The sequence below is a fragment of the Streptomyces sp. AHA2 genome (genome assembly GCF_036857595.1).
GTDB lineage: Bacteria > Actinomycetota > Actinomycetes > Streptomycetales > Streptomycetaceae > Streptomyces.
In genome coordinates this window covers 231,442-249,840 of record NZ_JAUQWJ010000004.1, presented here as the reverse complement: position 1 = coordinate 249,840, position 18,399 = coordinate 231,442, and the positions used below count along the sequence as shown (strand labels likewise).

At 74.1% G+C, this 18,399-nt stretch carries 18 protein-coding genes; 12 read left to right on the top strand and 6 right to left on the bottom strand.

The window, feature by feature from the left end; translation table 11 throughout:
• Positions 1 to 59 precede the first annotated feature (59 nt).
• The 5 genes from Q5694_RS11605 (at position 60) to Q5694_RS11590 (ending at position 3,604) form a co-directional block, all read left to right on the top strand.
• Positions 60 to 1,658 carry a beta-N-acetylhexosaminidase gene (locus Q5694_RS11605; protein ID WP_333932936.1) on the top strand — a complete coding sequence of 533 codons (1,599 nt, stop codon included), beginning with the start codon at positions 60 to 62 and terminating at the stop codon, positions 1,656 to 1,658.
• A 95-nt stretch (positions 1,659 to 1,753) separates the two neighbouring features.
• Complete coding sequence (locus Q5694_RS34815; protein WP_443040850.1) at positions 1,754 to 2,095, top strand: hypothetical protein; 342 nt, start codon at positions 1,754 to 1,756, stop codon at positions 2,093 to 2,095.
• The gene (locus Q5694_RS11600) at positions 2,095 to 2,385 is read left to right on the top strand and encodes a hypothetical protein (protein ID WP_443040849.1); all 291 of its coding nucleotides are present in this window, start codon (positions 2,095 to 2,097) and stop codon (positions 2,383 to 2,385) included. The genes Q5694_RS34815 and Q5694_RS11600 overlap by 1 nt, the downstream gene beginning before the upstream one ends.
• A gap of 107 nt (positions 2,386 to 2,492) precedes the next feature.
• Positions 2,493 to 3,047 (top strand): hypothetical protein, encoded by a 555-nt coding sequence (locus tag Q5694_RS11595; protein WP_333932570.1) that lies wholly within the window; start codon positions 2,493 to 2,495, stop codon positions 3,045 to 3,047.
• A 161-nt stretch (positions 3,048 to 3,208) separates the two neighbouring features.
• On the top strand, positions 3,209 to 3,604 hold the full coding sequence (locus Q5694_RS11590; protein WP_333932569.1) for a hypothetical protein: 396 nt from the start codon (positions 3,209 to 3,211) through the stop codon (positions 3,602 to 3,604).
• Between the two features lie 14 nt (positions 3,605 to 3,618).
• On the opposite strand, the gene Q5694_RS11585 is transcribed toward Q5694_RS11590, so the two are convergent.
• Positions 3,619 to 4,779, bottom strand: coding sequence for an N-acetylmuramoyl-L-alanine amidase (locus tag Q5694_RS11585; RefSeq protein WP_333932568.1), 1,161 nt, complete (start codon positions 4,777 to 4,779; stop codon positions 3,619 to 3,621).
• A gap of 217 nt (positions 4,780 to 4,996) precedes the next feature.
• Here Q5694_RS11585 and Q5694_RS11580 point away from each other — a divergent pair, with 217 nt between their 5' ends.
• The 4 genes from Q5694_RS11580 to Q5694_RS11565 all read left to right on the top strand — a co-directional run bounded on the left by Q5694_RS11580 (position 4,997) and on the right by Q5694_RS11565 (position 8,763).
• On the top strand, positions 4,997 to 5,614 hold the full coding sequence (locus Q5694_RS11580; RefSeq protein ID WP_333932567.1) for an RNA polymerase sigma factor: 618 nt from the start codon (positions 4,997 to 4,999) through the stop codon (positions 5,612 to 5,614).
• A gap of 144 nt (positions 5,615 to 5,758) precedes the next feature.
• Complete coding sequence (locus Q5694_RS11575) at positions 5,759 to 6,595, top strand: hypothetical protein (RefSeq protein WP_333932566.1); 837 nt, start codon at positions 5,759 to 5,761, stop codon at positions 6,593 to 6,595.
• 348 nt (positions 6,596 to 6,943) lie between these two features.
• Positions 6,944 to 7,618: an RNA polymerase sigma factor gene (locus Q5694_RS11570; RefSeq protein ID WP_333932565.1), complete on the top strand. Its 675-nt coding sequence runs from the start codon at positions 6,944 to 6,946 to the stop codon at positions 7,616 to 7,618.
• On the top strand, positions 7,618 to 8,763 hold the full coding sequence (locus tag Q5694_RS11565; RefSeq protein WP_333932564.1) for a hypothetical protein: 1,146 nt from the start codon (positions 7,618 to 7,620) through the stop codon (positions 8,761 to 8,763). The genes Q5694_RS11570 and Q5694_RS11565 overlap by 1 nt, the downstream gene beginning before the upstream one ends.
• A gap of 149 nt (positions 8,764 to 8,912) precedes the next feature.
• Here the strand turns inward: Q5694_RS11565 and Q5694_RS11560 are convergent, their stop codons facing one another.
• Positions 8,913 to 9,755: a L,D-transpeptidase family protein gene (locus Q5694_RS11560; protein WP_333932563.1), complete on the bottom strand. Its 843-nt coding sequence runs from the start codon at positions 9,753 to 9,755 to the stop codon at positions 8,913 to 8,915.
• Between the two features lie 123 nt (positions 9,756 to 9,878).
• Between Q5694_RS11560 and Q5694_RS11555 the strand changes: the two genes are divergently transcribed.
• Together Q5694_RS11555 and leuE are read left to right on the top strand one after the other, a co-directional pair.
• Positions 9,879 to 11,459, top strand: a complete 1,581-nt coding sequence (locus tag Q5694_RS11555; protein WP_333932562.1) for an acyl-CoA mutase large subunit family protein — start codon at positions 9,879 to 9,881, stop codon at positions 11,457 to 11,459.
• Between the two features lie 63 nt (positions 11,460 to 11,522).
• Positions 11,523 to 12,173: a leucine efflux protein LeuE gene (gene leuE / locus Q5694_RS11550; protein ID WP_333932561.1), complete on the top strand. Its 651-nt coding sequence runs from the start codon at positions 11,523 to 11,525 to the stop codon at positions 12,171 to 12,173.
• Between the two features lie 19 nt (positions 12,174 to 12,192).
• On the opposite strand, the gene Q5694_RS11545 is transcribed toward leuE, so the two are convergent.
• The 4 genes from Q5694_RS11545 to Q5694_RS11530 all read right to left on the bottom strand — a co-directional run bounded on the left by Q5694_RS11545 (position 12,193) and on the right by Q5694_RS11530 (position 16,851).
• The gene (locus tag Q5694_RS11545; protein ID WP_333932560.1) at positions 12,193 to 13,137 is read right to left on the bottom strand and encodes a class I SAM-dependent methyltransferase; all 945 of its coding nucleotides are present in this window, start codon (positions 13,135 to 13,137) and stop codon (positions 12,193 to 12,195) included.
• A gap of 63 nt (positions 13,138 to 13,200) precedes the next feature.
• Positions 13,201 to 14,355, bottom strand: coding sequence for an acyltransferase family protein (locus tag Q5694_RS11540; protein ID WP_333932559.1), 1,155 nt, complete (start codon positions 14,353 to 14,355; stop codon positions 13,201 to 13,203).
• A 178-nt stretch (positions 14,356 to 14,533) separates the two neighbouring features.
• Positions 14,534 to 15,865: an alpha-2,8-polysialyltransferase family protein gene (locus Q5694_RS11535; protein WP_333932558.1), complete on the bottom strand. Its 1,332-nt coding sequence runs from the start codon at positions 15,863 to 15,865 to the stop codon at positions 14,534 to 14,536.
• Positions 15,865 to 16,851, bottom strand: a complete 987-nt coding sequence (locus Q5694_RS11530) for a glycosyltransferase family 2 protein (RefSeq protein ID WP_333932557.1) — start codon at positions 16,849 to 16,851, stop codon at positions 15,865 to 15,867. Before Q5694_RS11530 ends, Q5694_RS11535 begins: the two co-directional genes overlap by 1 nt.
• A 198-nt stretch (positions 16,852 to 17,049) precedes the next feature.
• Here Q5694_RS11530 and Q5694_RS11525 point away from each other — a divergent pair, with 198 nt between their 5' ends.
• Positions 17,050 to 18,396 (top strand): DUF6716 putative glycosyltransferase, encoded by a 1,347-nt coding sequence (locus Q5694_RS11525; RefSeq protein ID WP_333932556.1) that lies wholly within the window; start codon positions 17,050 to 17,052, stop codon positions 18,394 to 18,396.
• The last annotated feature ends 3 nt before the right edge of the window (positions 18,397 to 18,399 follow it).

The window sequence follows — 18,399 nt, the reverse complement described above, 5'->3', positions numbered from 1 at the left end:
AGCACAGGCGCCGGGCTCCGGCGAAGCAGGGAAAGCAGCGGCAGGTGCTGGTCGTGGCCATGGCGGTAGCCCTGGTGGTGGTCGCGGCCGGCGTGAGCCTCGGGCTCTGGGCGGCCGCCGGCGGCGACGGCGGGTCCACGGGGCCGGAGGCGGCATCCACCCGCGGCGCGGCCGCGGCGCCGAGCACCACCGGACCGGACGGGGACGCCAGCCCGAGTCCGAGCCGCTCCCACCCCCTGTCCGAGACCCCGAAGACGATTCCCGCCGTGCGCGAGCACACCCCCGCGCGCGGGCCGGGCTGGCGCCCCGAGAAGGGTGACCGCGTCGTCGTGAACGACCCCGCCCTGGCCGACGAGGGCCGCCTGGTCGCCGGTGAGCTGGGACTGTCGTACGCGGGCGAGAAGGGCGACCGGCGCGCGGGGGACCTGCGGCTCACGCTGAACGACGGCAAGGGCGCGAACCCCGAGTCGTACGTGATGACCGTGGGCGACGGGCGGGTGGAGATCAGCGCGCCCGCCGAGGCCGGCGTCTTCTACGGCACCCGCACCCTCAAGCAGGAGACGCACGACGGCGGCACCGCGCCCGAGGGCGTGGTGAAGGACGAGCCGGCCAAGCCGGTGCGCGGCTTCATGCTCGACATCGCGCGCAAGAACTTCACGGCCGGCTGGATCGAGGACCGGGTGCGCGAGCTGGGCGACCTGAAGTACAACCAGCTGGGGCTGCACTTCTCCGACGACCAGGGCTTCCGGATCGAGTCCGACACGCACCCGGAGGTCGTCTCCGAGCAGCACCTGACCAAGGCGCAGGTGCGCAGGATCATCGACCTGGCGGAGAGCCGGCACATCACGATCGTGCCCGAGATCGACTCGCCCGGGCACCTCGGCGCGGTCCTCGACGCCCACCCCGACCTGCAACTGCGCACCGTCCAGGGGTCGCCCGTGCAGGGCGCCGTCGACATCTCGAAGGCCGAGAGCGCCGACATCGTCGACGACCTGCTGAACGAGTACGCGGAGCTGTTCCCCGGCAGGCCCTGGCACCTGGGGGCCGACGAGTACCAGGCGCTGGTCCGCTCCGACCCCGAGGCGTCCTTCCCGCAACTGGCCGCCGCCGCACGGGAGAAGTACGGCTCCGGCGCCACCGTCGCCGACCTCACCACCGGCTGGCTGAACGACCGGGCCGCGACCGTCCGCGAGCACCAGCGCGTCCCGCGGGCCTGGAACGACGGCTTCTTCCGCGGCGGGTCCGTGCAGGCCGACGAGGACGTCCAGGTCGCCTACTGGACGGGCAAGGAGATCGGCGCCCGGGCGCCTCTGGAGTACCTGGAGGCCGGCCGCAAGGTGATCAACTACAACGACGAGTTCCTGTACTACGTGCTCGGCGAGCCGCAGACCTTCGTCTATCCGACGGGGCAGCGGATCTACGAGCAGTGGACGCCCCGGGTGCTGCGCGGCACCGCGGCCGTGCCCGCCCGTTACGACGGGCAGATCCTCGGCGGGTCGTTCGCCGTCTGGTGCGATCTGGCGAACGCGCAGACCGAGGCGCAGGTCGCCGCCGGGATCCGGATGCCGCTGCGGGCGACCGCGCAGAAGCTGTGGGACCCGGACAAGCCCGAACTGACCTGGACGCAGTTCCGGGCACTGGCGGACAGGCTCGGCTGACCGGCGCACGATTGCCCCGGCGGGGTGCGGACGCCCGTGCGGCCGTGGTGGCCTCGCGGCGGGAGCCGAGCCGGACAGGCCGGGGGCGACCGGACATGGGCCGCCGGGGTCACTTCGTCGTGGGCCGTGGGGACCGGCCGCCGGCCGGGACGGACGCGCGGGGTCAGGGCGCCCGCGGCGCCCTGACCCCGCGCTGGATCGGCGACCGCGAGGGCGGCAGCGAGGCGATCGCCGCCTTCGCCCGCGCCCGCATCGCCGCGCAGGCCGGCGCCTACCGCGCCGCGCCGCGCCGGCGGGCGCCCGCGGCGTCCTGCCCCGGCGGGCGTCGGCGCCGGGCGGATGGCAGGTCCGGGAAGTACGCCGGCCGCGACGGCGGCCCGGGGAGCATGAACGCCCCCGTCGGCCAGACGGGGGCGCCCGCGCCGTTCGGGTGGTGATGAACAGCGCCTGCGTGGTGGTGGCGGCCCCGGGGAGCGGGGCGTGGACGACCTGCCTCGTCCGGTCCGCGATGGCCGGGCACGTGGGCGGCGGCGGGCAGGGCCTGACGCTGGAGGACTGCTTCCGCGAACCGCGCGACGCCGCCGAGGGGGCCGTCCGCCGGGCCGCCGGGGCCGGGCACGAGGTGAACGCCGGCGCCCTGGCCGACGTACTGACCTCGGACCCCGATCCTCTGGCCGAAAACGTCTCCTTCCGCTTCCTCGACCGGCTGGGCGGGGTCCCCCTGTGACACTCCCGGTCCGTCGCACGCAGTAAGGCAAAGTGCGGGATCCGTGAGGGGCGTGGCCGGGAACGGCCTGGCAGGGCCCCGGTGGAGGCCCGCGGAGGGAGGCGTGGATGAGTCTGGTGGAGTTGATCGCACAGGCCGACGAACGCGGGCTGGCCGCGAGCGGTCTGGCTTGTTTGGATCGGTGCGTGCCCCTGCTCGGAGGTGACGACGAGGTGCTGCGGCCGCTCTGGGCGAGTCTCACCGAGGCTGCCGGGGCGGGCGAGTGGGGCGAACGGCTGGAGCAGACCCGGGCGAAGCTGGACACCCCGGGCGTCGGCGACGAGGCCGCCGTACTCGCCCACCGGATGCTCCGGGACGCCCCGGCCGAGCTCTGCGGCGGCCCGGTCCGGCTGTGGGCCGATGCCTGCTCGGTGGCCTCCCTGCAGATCCACCGCCTCCTCGACACCGCCGAGGACGAGGCCGGCTCGGTCGACGCCCGCCGCGAGGGCCGCACGGACGGCATGTCACCGCTCGTCGCCGCCGAACTGCGCCGCCAGGTGACCGTCCTGGAGGTCCTCGCCGGGCACGGGCCGGCCGGACTGCGCCGGGCCCTGGAGATCTCCGTCGAGGGCCGCCGGGTGCTGCGTGCGGTGGTCTCGCGCCGCAGCCGGCAGCAGGGCTGAGGCGGGCCGCGGGCGCGCTCCCGCGGTCCCGGCCGGCCCAAACGCCGTTCCTGCGAGGGTCCTGTGCGTGTCCACCGGACGCGATGGGGTGGTCCTGCGCCGCTTGTGGGAAGCCGCCGGATCGGGGTGACGAAACGGTTCTCCCGAGCGCTTTCCCGAGTGTGACGACTCAAGCGGAGACCAGGCCTTCCGCCGCGGCCAAGCCGGTGCGCTGGGCGGCGGACACAGTGGCGACCATGCGCGAGGGAGCACGGCTGCGCCTCGACTACTCGGCGCAGAGCCTGTGGAGGATCGACCGGATGATCGAGGAGATACGGCGCGAGGGCGCGCCGTACGCGGCGGTGCGGGAGGTGCTGCGCGGTTTCGGCGCCTACGCCGGTGAGGTGATGGCCCGTCACTGCGGTGCCGAGTGGTGGGCGGGCGACGGCGAGCACTGGATCCGCACGCCCGACGGGCGCCTGTGGGACCCGATCGACGAGGCCCGCCGCTGCTGGTCCGGGCACGGCTCACTGCGGCTGCTGTGCCGGGACGCGACGGGCACCGCGTCCCGGCGGTAGGCCGGCGGCAGGGTTCAGCGGCCGGGCGCGCCCTGCGCGGTGAGCCCGGCCGGGGCCGGTTCGGCCGGCTTGGAGGCGTTCGCGGCCAGGGTGCGGATCTCGGGCAGGTCGCCGTAGAGGTGCTGCCCGGGGCACTCGGTCGGAAAGCCGTCGCGGTGCCCCGAGATGCGGTGCATCGTGACCTTCTGGCCCAGCTTGTACTTCCCGTTGTCCGCCCCGGCCGTGAGCACCACCGTTCCGGTCGGGTCGACGCCGTACAGGCCGAGCTTCCAGGCGGCGACCTTGGCGACCGACTCGCGCACCACGGCGTCGGCGGTCGCCGTCGAGTAGTCGCCGAGCACGGAGATGCTGCTGGTCGCGGTGTTGAAGCCGTAGGTGTGCGCGCCGAGGACGGGCTTGTCGATGCCGCCCGCGCGGCCCTCGAAGACGGTGCCGCACTTGTCGACGAGGAAGTGGTAGCCGATGTCGTTCCAGCCGTTGCTCTTCACGTGGTAGAGGAACACGCCCCGCACGATCGACGCCGACTCCGAACAGGCGTAGTCGTTGGTGCCCGCCGTGTGGTGGACGAAGATCGCCTGTGTGTCGGAGGTGTAGGTCGGCGGGTCTTTCACCAGCGACTCGTCGGCCCCCCAGGCGGACCGGGACGTCACCGCCGGGCGCTCCGCGGAGGGCGCCCCGGCGGCCGGGGGCACGGTGTCCGGGTCGACGGTTCCGGTGTGCACGACGTCCGTCCCGCCGGCCGGGTCGACCAGGTCGACGCGCAGCCCCTCGGGCAGCGCCGCGCCCGAGACCCGCACCTGCACCCCGTCCGATGGTCCGGTCCACAGCGGCTGCGTGCCGCCGCGCACTCCGGCGCGGTCACGGTCGGGGCCGGTCTCGGGCGGGCGGACGCCGGCGTCCAGGGCCCGCCAGGCGCTCCACGCGCCGGTCTCGCGGGAGCGGGTGCGCACCTGGGCGGTGCCCTCCAGCCGCGCCCGCGGATCGTCCCAGGTGACGCCGAGCAGACTGAACGGTTCGGTGGTGCGCGGGGCGAGGGACCGGTCGTGCGGGTCCCCGTCCGGCACCCGGACGGTGTGCACCCCGTCGGAGGAGTCGGCCCGGGCGGGCTGGGTCAGACCGAGGGCGCCGAGGGCCAGGGCGGTGGCGACCGAGGTGCGCAGCAGGCGGGAGGTCATACGGCGCTCGCCTTTCGTCGGGCGGTGGCATCGCGAGCAGCACTCCCCGGTACGTCACTTGGACCAAACCTGTCCGGCCGCGCGCTCCCGAGGACGGCGGGTCGGGTTGACCCGAACGGTCGGCGGCGGCCGGGCGGCTGACGCGCTGTGACACTTCGGCGCGCACCGGCGCTGATCACCGTGAGGATCGCGCACGCGGCACGGACGAGGACGTCACTTGGGTCAGGGAGCGGAACCCCGGCGCGTGCACGCGCACGACGGGGAACTGGGCGCGGCCGTCGCGCGGGCCCAGCAGGGTGACGAGGCGGCCTTCGCGGCGGCCTACCGGCTGGTGCAGCCCGGGCTGCTCGGCTACCTGCGCGGGCTCGTCGGGGACGACGCCGAGGACGTGGCGTCCGACGCCTGGCTGGAGATCGCCCGGGACCTCGGGCGGTTCCGGGGCGACGGGGCGGGCTTCCGCGGCTGGACGGCGACCATCGCCCGGCACCGGGCACTGGACCACCTGCGCCGGCTGCGGGTGCGGCCCCGGCCGTCGGCGCTGGAGCAGGACGTGCTGGACCTGCCCGGACCGCAGAGCACCCACGATCAGGCGCTGGAGGCCCTGTCCACCGAGCGGGCCCTGGAACTGGTGCGGGGGCTGCCGCGCGACCAGGCCGAGGCGGTGCTGCTGCGCGTGGTGGTCGGGCTCGACGGGCCGGCCGCCGCCCGCGTCCTGGGCAAGCGGCCGGGCGCCGTCCGCACGGCCGCCCACCGGGGCCTGAAGCGGCTCGCGGGGCAGCTCGGCGCGGAGAGTGTGACGGATGAGGGGCGGCGGACGCTGGGTGAGTCGACATGAGCGGAGCCGCGGGCTCCGCCACCCGGCGGGCCCGCGTCCCCGGGCGCGCGCACCCCGTGGGGCCCTGAGCAGGGCCGATCGGCGGGACGTACGGAGGAGACCCGGTGGGCCGGGTCGGGTGGATCGAGCAGAGGCAGGGCGGACATGGGTGAGCGGCGAAACGACGGCGGGCTTGCCGGCCGTGGTTCCCGTCACACCCTCCTCGAGGCCGACGTCGAGGCACTGATCGTCGCCTGCCTCGTCCGGGACGGGGTCGACAGCGAGGCCGAGCAGCGGGCCGTGGCCGCCTTCCGGGCCGCCCGGGACGCCGGCGCGGCGCACCCGCCCGTCCGCCGGCGCGACGACTGGGCACTCCGGCGACGGCCCCTGCCCGGACGGCCCCTGAGGACGACGCTGTCCGTGCTGCTCGCCAGCCTCACCCTGGGCGGTGTGGCCGTGGCGGCGATCGGCGTGGCGGGCGGGTCGCCGGACGGCCCGGACGGCACCCCCGAACGGCCGACCGCCTCCAGCGTCGCCCCGCGCGACCCGTCCCCGGACCGGCCGCGGGCCACCCGCACCCCGCACCCGGGCGGTGGCCCGGCCTCCCCCGGCCGGACCCCGGGGGAGGACGCAGCGGGCGGCGGCGAGGAGGGGAACGCCCGCGGTGCACGGAACGCCCAGGACACCGGGGCGCACTGCCGCGCCTACGAGCGGGCCGGCGGCCGCAGCCGGGCGATGGACGCCACCGCCTGGGAGCGTCTGGTCGACGCCGCGGGCGGTGAGAGGAACGTCACGGCGTACTGCGCCGCGCACCCGGCCGGACCTGGGCCCGGAGGGAACGGCACCCCCGCCACGGACCGTCCGGCCCCGCAGCGCTCCCCGTCCGCGGGCAAGGACTCGGACGGCAACGCGGGCGAGAAGCCGGGCGAGAAGGCGGCCGAGAGAGCGGACCAGGGCCGGTCCGACGGCAAGCGCTCTCCGTCCAACGGCCGTCGCCCCTGAGGGACTTCGCTACCCGTCCGGTGCCGCCATGGCAACGGCCGGGGCCGCCACCCCCCACAGGAGAGGCCCCGGCCGTCGCGCGGCACGGGCCGCGCGGCGGCCCGTACTCCCTACAGCGCGCTGAGTGCGGTTTCTGTCACACCCGCCGTGTCACGGCTTAGTTGCATCTCCGGCGGACGTGGACGGGGAGTGGTTTCAGGTCGTAACGTGCCATTCGCGCCAGGGCGGAGGCGGCAGGACCACCGCAATCACCTGCGGGCTTGCGCCCGCAACCATCAATCGGACGACCACGACGGCGAGAACCCGGGCCGCGAGAGCGGCGCCGGATCAGGCGCAGAAGGGCGCGCGGTGCTGGGGGACGACGCGGAGCTGACCGCCGCGGTGCGCGCGGCACAGGACGGGGACGAGACCGCGTTCCGGACCGTGTACCGCACCGTGCACCCGCGGCTGCTCGGATACGTACGGACGCTGGTCGGCGACCCCGACGCCGAGGACGTCACCTCCGAGGCGTGGCTGCAGATCGCCCGCGACCTGGAGCGGTTCACCGGCGACGCGGACCGCTTCCGCGGCTGGGCCGCCCGGATCGCCCGCAACCGGGCGCTGGACCACATACGGATGCGCGGACGGCGTCCCGCCATCGGCGGCGACGAGACCGAACTGACCGGCCGGGCCGCCGAGTCCGACACGGCCGGCGAGGCCATCGAGGCACTCGCCACCGACGGAACGTTCTCCCTGATATCCCGGTTGCCGCAGGACCAGGCCGAGGCGGTGGTGCTGCGCGTGGTGGTGGGACTCGACGCCAAGAGCGCCGCGGAGACGCTCGGCAAGCGCCCCGGCGCCGTCCGCACGGCGGCGCACCGGGGCCTGAAGCGGCTCGCCGAGCTGCTCGGTGACGCCCCGCGGGCCGATCCGGAATCGGCGGGGGTCCTCGACGCCCTGCCGCCCCAGAGAGAACCGCGCGACGGTGCGGTGACGTCCGCAGGTGTGACGCACAGCGTCGCGCGGACGCAGAAGGATGTGTGATGGCCGACGAGCAGTACGGGTGGCTGGACCGCGAAACGGCGGAACGTTTGCTGAGCGGAGAGCCACCGGAGGCTGTCGACGGCCCTGGCCGGGAGCGGGCCGCACGACTCGCCGGGATCCTCGCGGCGCTGTCCGCCGCACCCCCGCCGGCCGGTGAGGAGATGCCCGGTGAGGCCGCGGCGGTGGCCGCGTTCCGCAAGGCCCGCGCCGAGCGCGCCGACGCGCCCGCGGCCGGCGCGGCAGCCGCCGGCCAGGACCTGCCCGGGACCGCCGACGCGGGGCTGGTGCACATCGGGCAGGCGCGCACAGGCGCCCCCGCGGCCGTCCGACGGTCCCGTCGCCTGCGGCCGGCCCGTCTCGCGCTGGCCGCCGCTCTCGCCGTCGGCATGGTCGGCGGGGTTGCGGCGGCGGCCGGAACGGGAGTGCTGACGCCGTTCGGCGGCGACGGACCCGCCCCCGGTTCCTCGGTCTCGGCCGGGGCTCCCTCGCCCGGCCGCCCGGCGGCGTCGCCCTCGCCGAGCGACGCCGTCCAGGGCGGCGCGGGCTCCGGCGGCCTCGCCCCCGGCGGCAGCCCGACCGGCGCGACCGGCGGCACGGGACGCCACGAGACGGGCGGTGCCACGTCCGCGAAGCCGGAACCCGGCGACCGCCCGGGCCCGTCCGGAGACGACCGCGAAGCCCTCGTCCAGGCCTGCCGCGACCTGCGCCAGGGCAAGGCTCTGGACGAGCACCGCCGCCGCGCCCTGCGGGACGCGGCGGACGGCACCCGGGTCCGGAAGTACTGCAAGGGCCTCCTGGCCGGAGCCGACCGCGGCTCCGCCGGGCGGGACGGCCGGGGCGCGGGCGGGAGCCACGGCGGGGGAGCGGACGACGGCCGGGGCGCGGCCCGCGGCGGCGGCGCGGGCAGTGACAAGGGCGCGGGCCAGGGCAACGGCGGCCACAAGGGCTGGGACCGGAGCAAGGCAGACCGGAAGCAGGACCGCGACCGGGGCCGCGAGCAGGACGAGCCCGGCAGGAAGGCCGACGGAGGGGCAGCCCGCCTCGACAAGGCCGACGGCGGGGGCGGCGGCTGGACCCAGCACGCGCTGGCCCCCCTGCGACCTGCGGTTTCGTACGAGGTGAACGTTTCCTCGCCGAGGGTGTGACGTTTTCGGGGCGTGCGACGCAGTAATGAGTGAGCCGACTGGTCATCGGCTGTCGCACGGAGCCGGGGTTCCCCCCGTACCTACGGCTCGTGCACCTGAGCGCGGGCGGGACACGTTCCCCCGGTCCCGCCCGCGCCCCATCTCCCGCCTCACCAGGACACGACGACCTTGTCGCCGTCGCGGACCTGCGCGTACAGCGCGGCGATCGCCGCCTCGTCCCGGACGTTGACGCAGCCGTGCGAGGCGCCCGCGTAGCCCCGGGCGGCGAAGTCCGCCGAGTAGTGCACCGCCTGGCCGCCGCTGAAGAACATCGCGTAGGGCATGGGCGAGTCGTAGAGCGTCGACACGTGGTGGCGGGACTTCCAGTAGACGGAGAAGACGCCCTCCCGGGTCGGGGTGTACTCCGAGCCGAAGCGGACGGCCATCGTCGACACCGTCCGGCCGTCGATCATCCAGCGCAGGGTCCGGCTGGTCTTGTCGATGCAGAGCACACGGCCCGTCCTGCAGCGCGGGTCCGGCCGGTCCGCGGGCTGGCCGCCCATCAGGTACAGGTCCCACCGGCCCGGCTCGCGGGTCATCCGCAGCAGCCGCTGCCAGGTGACGGTGTCGGTCCGGCCCGTGCGCGGCAGCCCGCGCTTGCCCTGGAAGCCGCTCACCGCCTCACGCGTGCGCTCGTCGTACGTCCCGGTCGGCCCCTCGAAGAGCCAGGCCACCTGCCGCAGCCGCGCCTGCAGTTCCCGGACGTCCCGGCCGGTGTCGCCGTAGGACCACAGCACGCGCGACGCGGTGTGCGGCCTGCCGTCGTCGCCGGACGGGGTCCCGTCCCCACCGCCGGGCGCGCGCGTGGGGGGCCGGATGCCGCCGGGCAGTTCGACGTGCACCGGCGGGCGGCTGCCGCCCCCGCCCTCGGGCGTCTGCACGGTGCAGCCGGTGAGTGCGGCCAGTACGGCCAGTGCCGTCGCGACGGCTCGTCCCAAGCCCTTGGTGCGCACGCGCCCCCCTGTCTCCCACCGTCCGGCCCGGATGTCACCTGAGATGTTCCCCGGGCGTGACCCGCCGCGAACCAGGGGGCATGGTGGTGAGCGAGGTCACAGCCGAGCGGGAGGCGACGCACCATGGCGCGCGAGTCGGAGTCGGGTCTGCCGATCGAGCCGGTCTACGGGCCGTCGGCCCTGGAGGGCCGGGATCCGGCGCAGAAGCTGGGGGAGCCCGGGGCGTACCCGTACACACGGGGGGTCTACCCGACGATGTACACGGGCCGGCCCTGGACCATGCGCCAGTACGCCGGTTTCGGGACGGCGGCCGAGTCCAACGCCCGGTACCGGCAGCTGATCGCACACGGCACGACGGGCCTGTCGGTCGCCTTCGACCTGCCCACCCAGATGGGCCACGACTCCGACGCCCCGCTCGCGCACGGCGAGGTCGGCAAGGTGGGCGTGGCGATCGACTCGATCGAGGACATGCGGGTGCTGTTCGGCGGCATCCCCCTGGACCAGGTCTCCACGTCCATGACGATCAACGCCCCGGCGGCGCTGCTCCTGCTGCTGTACCAGCTGGTCGCCGAGGAGCAGGGGGTGAGCGGCGGGCAGCTGACCGGCACGGTCCAGAACGACGTCCTCAAGGAGTACATCGCCCGCGGCACCTACATCTTCCCGCCCAGGCCCTCCCTGCGGCTGACCGCCGACATCTTCCGGTACTGCCGGAGCGAACTCCCGCGCTGGAACACCATCTCCATCTCCGGCTACCACATGGCCGAAGCCGGCGCCTCACCCGCGCAGGAGATCGCCTTCACCCTCGCCGACGGCATCGAGTACGTGCGCACCGCGATCGCCGCCGGCATGGACGTCGACGACTTCGCCCCCCGCCTGTCGTTCTTCTTCGTGGCCCGCACCACCCTCCTGGAGGAGGTCGCCAAGTTCCGTGCCGCGCGCCGGATCTGGGCCCGGGTCATGCGCGAGGAGTTCGGCGCGAGGAACCCCAAGTCGCTGATGCTGCGCTTCCACACCCAGACGGCCGGGGTGCAGCTGACGGCCCAGCAGCCCGAGGTCAACCTCGTCCGCGTCTCCGTCCAGGGCCTGGCCGCGGTGCTGGGCGGCACGCAGTCGCTGCACACCAACTCCTTCGACGAGGCCATCGCCCTGCCCACCGACCGGAGCGCCCGCCTCGCCCTGCGCACCCAGCAGGTCCTCGCCCACGAGACCGACGTCACCGCCACCGTCGACCCCTTCGCCGGGTCCTACGCCGTGGAGCGGATGACCGACGACGTCGAGGAGGCCGCCCTCGCCCTGATGCGCCGGGTCGAGGACCTCGGCGGTGCCGTCGAGGCCATCGAACACGGCTTCCAGAAGGACGAGATCGAGCGCAACGCCTACCGCATCGCCCAGGAGACCGACTCCGGCGAGCGCGTCGTGGTCGGCGTCAACCGCTTCCGGCTCGACGAGGAGGAACCCTACGAACCGCTGCGCGTCGACCCCGCCATCGAGGCCCGGCAGGCCGAACGCCTCGCCGCGCTGCGCGCCGGGCGCGACCGGCGGGCCGTCCACGCCGCCCTGTCCGCCCTGAAGAAGACCGCCGAGGGCGAGGACAACCTCCTGCACCCGATGAAGGACGCCCTGCGGGCCCGGGCCACCGTCGGCGAGGTCTGCGACGCCCTGCGCGAGGTGTGGGGCACGCACGTCCCGTCGGACGCCTTCTGATCGCCGGGGAGGTGGGGGAAACGGCATGTCGTGGTGCCCGTCCCGCGTGCGACACTCCTTCGCATGTTCGGTGTCGTCGATCTGCCCACCTACCTGGCGGGCCTCGTCCTGATCATCCTGCTCCCCGGCCCCAACTCGCTGTACGTGCTGTCCGTGGCCGCCCGCCGCGGTGTGCGGGCCGGGTACACCGCCGCCTCGGGCGTCTGGTGCGGCGACGCGGTGCTGATGACGCTGTCCGCGGCCGGCGTCGCCTCGCTGCTGCAGGCGAACGCCGTGCTGTTCGCCGTCGTCAAGTACGCGGGCGCCGGGTACCTGACCTGGCTCGCCGTCGGCATGCTGCGGGCCGCCCGGGGCATGTGGCGCACGCGTGCCGAGCGCTCCGCCGCCACGGACGGGGCGCCCGTGCCCGCCGAGGAGCGCCCGTTCCGCCGCGCCCTCGTCGTGAGCCTGATCAATCCCAAGGCGATCCTGTTCTTCGTCGCCTTCTTCGTGCAGTTCGTGGACCCGGGATACGCCTATCCCGCGCTGTCGTTCGTCGTCCTGGGGGTCCTGGCCCAGCTCGCCAGCGTGCTGTACCTGAGCGCGCTGATCTTCGGCGGCACCCGGCTGGCCGCCGCCTTCCGCCGCCGCAGGCGCCTGTCGGCGGGGGCCACTTCGGCGGCGGGCGCCCTGTTCCTGGGTTTCGCGGTGAAACTGTCGCTGGCGAGCAGCTGAGACGCAGCCCGCCAGGGACTCATGACAGCGCGGCACCCCGGGCGTTGCGCTTGCGGGCCCGCCGCACGGCCCGGGTGACCAGCGGCGGCAGCAGGTCCTTGGCGAGCCGGCGGGCCCGGGAGGGCACGGGCCGGGCCGGGCGCGGGCCGGCCGGGGGCTCGGACGCCGCCGGGGCCGGGACCTGCGCCGGCACCGGCGCCACGTAGTGCCGGGAGGTGGGGAACGCCGGCGGCTTCATGCCCCGCGCCCGGGCCCGTACGAGCCGGTGCCCGGCCGCCTGCTGCACGCTCACCGAGCAGTCGGTGCGCTCCCGCAGCATGGCGAGCAGCTCCTCCTGGAGCGGCTCGGGGTCGCCCCAGGTGCCGTACATCTTCTGGGTGCTCAGGCAGACGGGGTTCAGGCCCCGGTTGAGGACGGCCTCCCAGGCGGCGGCGGAGACGCCCGGGGTGTGCTCGGAGCGGAAGTCGTCCAGGACGACGATGCCGCCCGGCTGGAGGATCTCGCGCGCCGCCCCGATGTCACCGTGCACGTGTTCGTACAGGTGCGAGGCGTCGATGTGGACGAAGCGGCACGAGCCCGGGGCGACCCGCTCGGACACGACCGAACTGGGGCCGGCGATGACGGTCGGCAGGCTGTCGTGGAAGGACAGGTAGTTCCGCTCGAACGCCTGCCGGGTGAGCGCGGAGTAGGACTGGGCCGTCTCCGCCTGGTTGGCACCGTCCGGGGCCTCGCCCTCGAAAAGGTCGCAGACGGTGAAGGTCTCCCCGTCCCCGAGGTGCCGGCCGAGCAGGATCGCGCTCTTGCCCATGTAGACGCCCAGTTCCAGCAGATCGCCCCGGACGTCCCGCTCGCGCTGCCGCTCCAGGAACCAGGTGAACAGCATCTGGTCCAGCGGCGGGAACCAGCCCGGGACGTCGGCCAGTTCGCCGGGGTACGTGTCGGTGGTCGCTGGTGCGTTGGTCATGAGGCGAGCCTTCTCCCCGGGCGGTGCCCGAACCGACGGATGGGTGAACGTCCTGTGAACAGCTCAGCGGCCCTTGGCCAGAGCGGCCCGCAGCCGTGGTGTCAGCGGTTCCTCCACATACTTGTTCAGCAGCCACGCCAGCAGCAGCATTGAGGCCACCGTCAGCCCGAAGGTCACCCCTGATGGCAGATGCAGGCCCCGGTGCAGGGCGTGGATGACGACCCACCCGAGGTGCTCGTGCACCAGGTAGAACGGGTACGTCAGCGCCCCCGCCACGGTCAGCCAGCGCCAGTTCACCCGGCTCAGCAGCCCCAGGGCTATCGCCGCGACCGCGAGGAACCCGAAGGTGACGACCAGCACGATCCCGAGCGAGGTGCGGTGGGAGAAGCCGCCCGCGTCCGGCGCGTGCCACAGCTCCTGCACCGCGTAGTGCTGCCCGATCGCCCAGCTGACGGCCACGATGCCCCAGCCGTACACGTCCCGCCGGTCGAGATGGACCAGGTAGAGGCCGACACCGCCGATGAAGTACGGGGCGTACTCCGGCATCGCGACGATGTCGAGCAGCGGCAGGTGCGCGTTGTCGGCGATCACCGCCGCCAGCGTCCAGCCCGCGCAGAACATGATCACGCGGCGGCGGGTGGCCCCGGGCAGCACGACGCACAGGGCGAACAGGGCGTAGAAGCGGACCTCCGCCCACAGCGTCCAGCACACCCCGAGCACCCGGTCCGCGCCCAGCGGCATCTGCAGCATCGTCAGGTTCACCAGCGCGTCGCTCGGGGACACCGCCCGGTAGGCCACCACCGGCAGGGCGAACACCGCCGTGACGATCAGCACCGCCACCCAGTAGGCGGGCAGCAGGCGGGAGGCGCGGGAGGCGAAGAACGACTTCAGCGGCCGGCCCCAGCCGCTCATGCAGATCACGAACCCGCTGATCACGAAGAACACCTGGACGCCGAGGCAGCCGTAGGCGAAGTACTCGTGCAGGGTGGGGAACTGTGCCTTCGGCGAGGTGCCCCAGGCCTGCGCGACCTCCCCGTCGCGTCCGCCGTAGTGGTAGGCCGCCACCATCAGGGCGGCCAGCAGCCGCAGTCCGTCCAGGGCGCGCAGCCGCCCCCCGGGCTTCCCGCGGCGCCGCGGGACGATCGTGACGCCCGGTGGTTCGGCCGGCGCTGCGGTCGCGGGCCGGGGCTGGCGGGTGCTGACGACCGTCTCGGTCACGCTGGAAACCTCTGTGTGGCTCGTCCGTCCTTTACCTGGGCCGCCAGGGGGCGGGCAGGGCGCCTGTCACCCTAGGGCGTGAATTGACGTCATCACGTTCGAAAAGGACAGGCTTCGCCTGTCCTTTTCCCCGGGTTCATCCGGGCGTCGCCGGGCCGGGTCGCCGGGCCCGGCGCGTTCAGCCGCGGACCGCCTTCCGAAGGGCCCGTGCCCTCCTGACCACCCGGCGTGCCGTGGCGTTGCGCGGGAGGAAGGCCAGCCGCTGCGGGATCCCGCCGGGCAGACCGAGCGCGGTGAGCCGGCGCTTCTTGAAATAGCGCCGGGTGCGCGGCCCGAGATGGCGGGCCAGGAACTGTTCCGCCCTCGGTCGCAGGTCGGGGTAGATCTGCGGCTGCATGGTGAAACCGACGGCCGTGACCAGGTCGGGCAGCCGCTCTGCCGGCAGCACGTCGCCGCCCCCCGCGTCGTCCAGGTCCGGCAGCAGTGCGTCCGCCAACGTGGTGGGGACGCGGTTGCTGTTCTGGTAGGGCGTCAACCGCTCCAGCAGCAGTTCGGTGCCGACGCGGGCGACCGGCAGGTCGTAGAAGGAGGAGGCGGTGAACAGGGCCGTCGAGAAGCAGCCGACGACCAGGGCCGGGCGGGCGCGGTCGAAGAGGACCTCGGCGAGGACGGGCGTGTCCAGCACGGTCAGGTCGACGCCGAGCTTCTCGGCCTCGGTCTCCAGGGCGCGGCTGTAGCGGGCCGGCGCGGTCGGGTGCGGCTTGAAGACGACCGTGCGGTGTCCGCGGGCGACGGCGCCCCGCACCATCCGCACGTGCAGGTCCTCCTCCTCCTCGGGGGAGAGGATGTTCAGCGCCGACAGGTACTGGCCCAGCAGCAGCGCCGCGTCACCGGGCAGGTCCGGCAGTCCGGGCACGGTCTCGGTGACCTCGCCGAGCACCTTGAGGAAGGCGGGCGTCGGCACCAGGCGGGCGGGCACGCCGAACTCGGTGAGCAGCATCGGCGTCAGGCCCGGCACCAGGTCGAGGTGCAGCAGCCGCCGCACGCGGGTGCCGACCAGCGGGTCGAGCTTGTTGCGCGTGGGGCCGTAACTCATCAGGCCGTCGGCGTAGACGTCGACGGGGGCGTCGGTGAACAGCTGGGCCACCGTCAGCGCCGGTGCGACCTGGATGGACTCCAGGACCAGGCTGATCCGGTCGTCGCCGAGGCCCCACAGCATCCGCAGATGGCGCTCGAACAGGGGGATGTCGTCGGCGCGCGGCGCCCAGGCCCCGGGGTGGAAGGGGCGGATGGCCTCGTTCCACGACAGGACGTCGTCGAAGTGCGAGCGCAGCGGCTCGAAGCCCGGCATCTCGTCGAGGGCCGGGGTGATCTCCGGGGTCGCGGAGTTGTTGAACACCAGCAGCACCCGGCGGTCCGGCTCCTCGAAGAGGTCGGAGTCGATCGCGGCGGCCAGGGTGGCGACGCCGTACAGCGTCGAGGCGCAGAAGATCTGGGTGGTCCCGGGCATCAGGCTGCCGCTCCCGTCGTGGTGACCCGGCGGCGCAGCCGCCGCAGTCTGGCCGAGCGGTCCATGTCCATGGCCTCCAGTGCGTCGGCGAGCGCGTCCTGCGGCATCCGCTTGATGGCCGCGGCGCTCATCGAGCGCAGCCGGCGGGCCACGGACGGCTCGAACCGGTCCTCGTTGGACAGGTGGTGGGCGATGATCGCGCAATAGGTCCGCACCGCCTTGGGCAGCAGCCGGTCCGCCTCGCGGTCCCGGGCCGTCTCCTCGACCACCTGGTCGAAGGCGCGGATGAAGTCGAGCTGGCGGACGTCGCCGATCTGGGTGAGGGACGAGGCGACCCCGCGCCGGTAGAACACGCCCAGCAGGCTCACCACGGCGAACGACTCCGCCTCCCGGTGCAGCTTCCAGATCCACGGCCGGTCCTCGGCCGTGCGCAGCCCGTCGGTGAAGTGGAGCAGTCCCCGCTCCACCAGGCGCCGGTGGTAGGCGCCGGCCCAGGCGTAGGCGTAGTCCACGGAGGTGGAGCGGTGCGCGGGCAGGATCGCCTCGCGCGGGTCGAACGCCTCCCAGCGGCGCCCGACCGGCACCCGGTGCACGGACCGGGCGCGCGCGGTGGCCTGGACGTGGTCGGTGCGCACGAAGTCGCAACCCAACCGGTCCATGGCGGACACCAGTTCGGTGAGATAACCGGGAGCCAGCCAGTCGTCGCCGTCCAGGAACGTCAGGTACTCGCCCTGAGCCGCGTCCAGGCCGGTGTTGCGGGCGGTGGCCAGACCCCCGTTGCGCTCGTGTCGGATGTAACGCACCTGCGCGACATCCGAGAGCTCCTCGGCCGCCCGTTCGAGAATGACCGGGGTTTCGTCCTTCGAATGGTCGTCGACCAGGATGAACTCGAAATCCCGATCGGCGTTCAGCCGAAGGCTTCTGAGGGTGTCCGGGGCATATTGCTGCACGTTGTAGAACGGCACGATCACGGAAAGCTTAGGCACCCGCAAAACGTTAGGAGCCCGCCCGGCAGGGCAACTTTCCGATGCGCGTACACCGGGTGAACTCAATGTGTCAGAACGGTGCACCCCGTGTACGTCCCGCCTTCCGGCAGGCCAGTTCGGCTCGCGGTGGGGTGTTGTTAACTTCTCGTTGAGTCCCGGTTCCGCCGTACCTCGGATTCGCTTCCTAGCGTCGTCGACGTGCCAGCAAGTACACCGAAGCGCCCGCGTATCGCGGTTCTCGCGGACTCCGACACCCGATGGAAATGGGGTGCCCTCACCGCGCACCGCATCGTCCCGGGACCGTCCATGGAAACCGCAGGGAGCGAGGCCGCGCAACCCGGCCCCGTCCTCGACGGATATCTGCTGCGCGGCCGGGCCACCCCCACCCCGCGCCAGCTGCGTGAAGTGGGCGTCAGCGCCGACTCGCTGCGGGAGGTCACCGCGGCCGAGTTCCTGCGCGCCATGGGCGAGGACACCTACGACGTCCTGGTCCTCGCGCTGGTCGGCGGTGGTGTGCAGGCGATGCTGCACGGCCTCGCGCACACCTGGTCGGGCCGGACCGCGCGCCCCGTCGTCGTCACCGGGTACGTCGGCGTCGTCTACGAGAAACTCGCCGACGGGCTGCTGCTGCGTCACGGAGCGGACCTGGTCCTCGCCAACTCCCGCCAGGACGCCGAGCGTTTCCGCGCCGTCTACGAGGGGGTGGGCGCCGACGCCTCGTCGGTCACCGAAGTGGCCCTGCCCTTCCTCGGCGGAGCTCGCTACGCGGGTGAACACGAGCCCTACCGGGTCGTCTTCGCCGCCCAGCCCTCCGTGCCCGACAGCCGCCGGGACCGTACGTACCTGCTGCGCCGGCTGGTGGAGCACGCCCGCCTGCACCCCGACCGCGAGGTGCTGCTGAAGCTGCGCTCCAAGCCGGGCGAACACACCACCCACATCGAGGAGCTGCCGTACCAGAAGCTGGTGCAGCGGCTCGACGCACCGGCCAACTTCCGCCTGGTGTACGGCAACATGGGCGAGGTCCTGGACCGCACCGACCTGCTGGTGACGGTCAGCTCCACGGCCGCCCTGGAGTCGCTGCACCGCCGGATCCCCACCGTCGTCCTCACCGACCTCGGCGTGCGCGAGTCGCTCGGCAACCACCACTTCGTCGGCTCCGGCTGCCTCGCCTCCTGGGACCAGCTCGACGCCGGGCACCGGCCCGTCCCCGACGAGGAGTGGGTGGCCCGCCAGGGCGTGGGAGCGGACGGTTCGTACGCCTCCGCCTTCGACACCGCCCGGGAACGCATCGCCGAGCTGCTCGACCGGCCCGGCGGGCTGCCCCCGCTGGCCCCGTACTACACCCCCGTCACCGCGCCCGGCTACCTGCCCGGCATCCTCGCCCGCCACCACCTCGGCCCCGACGGCGCACCCCTGCCCGGCGCACCCGCCGCCGACCGGGAGCCCGGTCCGGTGCGGCAGATCGTGCGCCGGGCGGCGCGCGGCGCCTACCGGCACGGCGTGCAGCGCGTGGCGCCCGTCATCCGGCGGATGGGCGAGCTGTGAGCC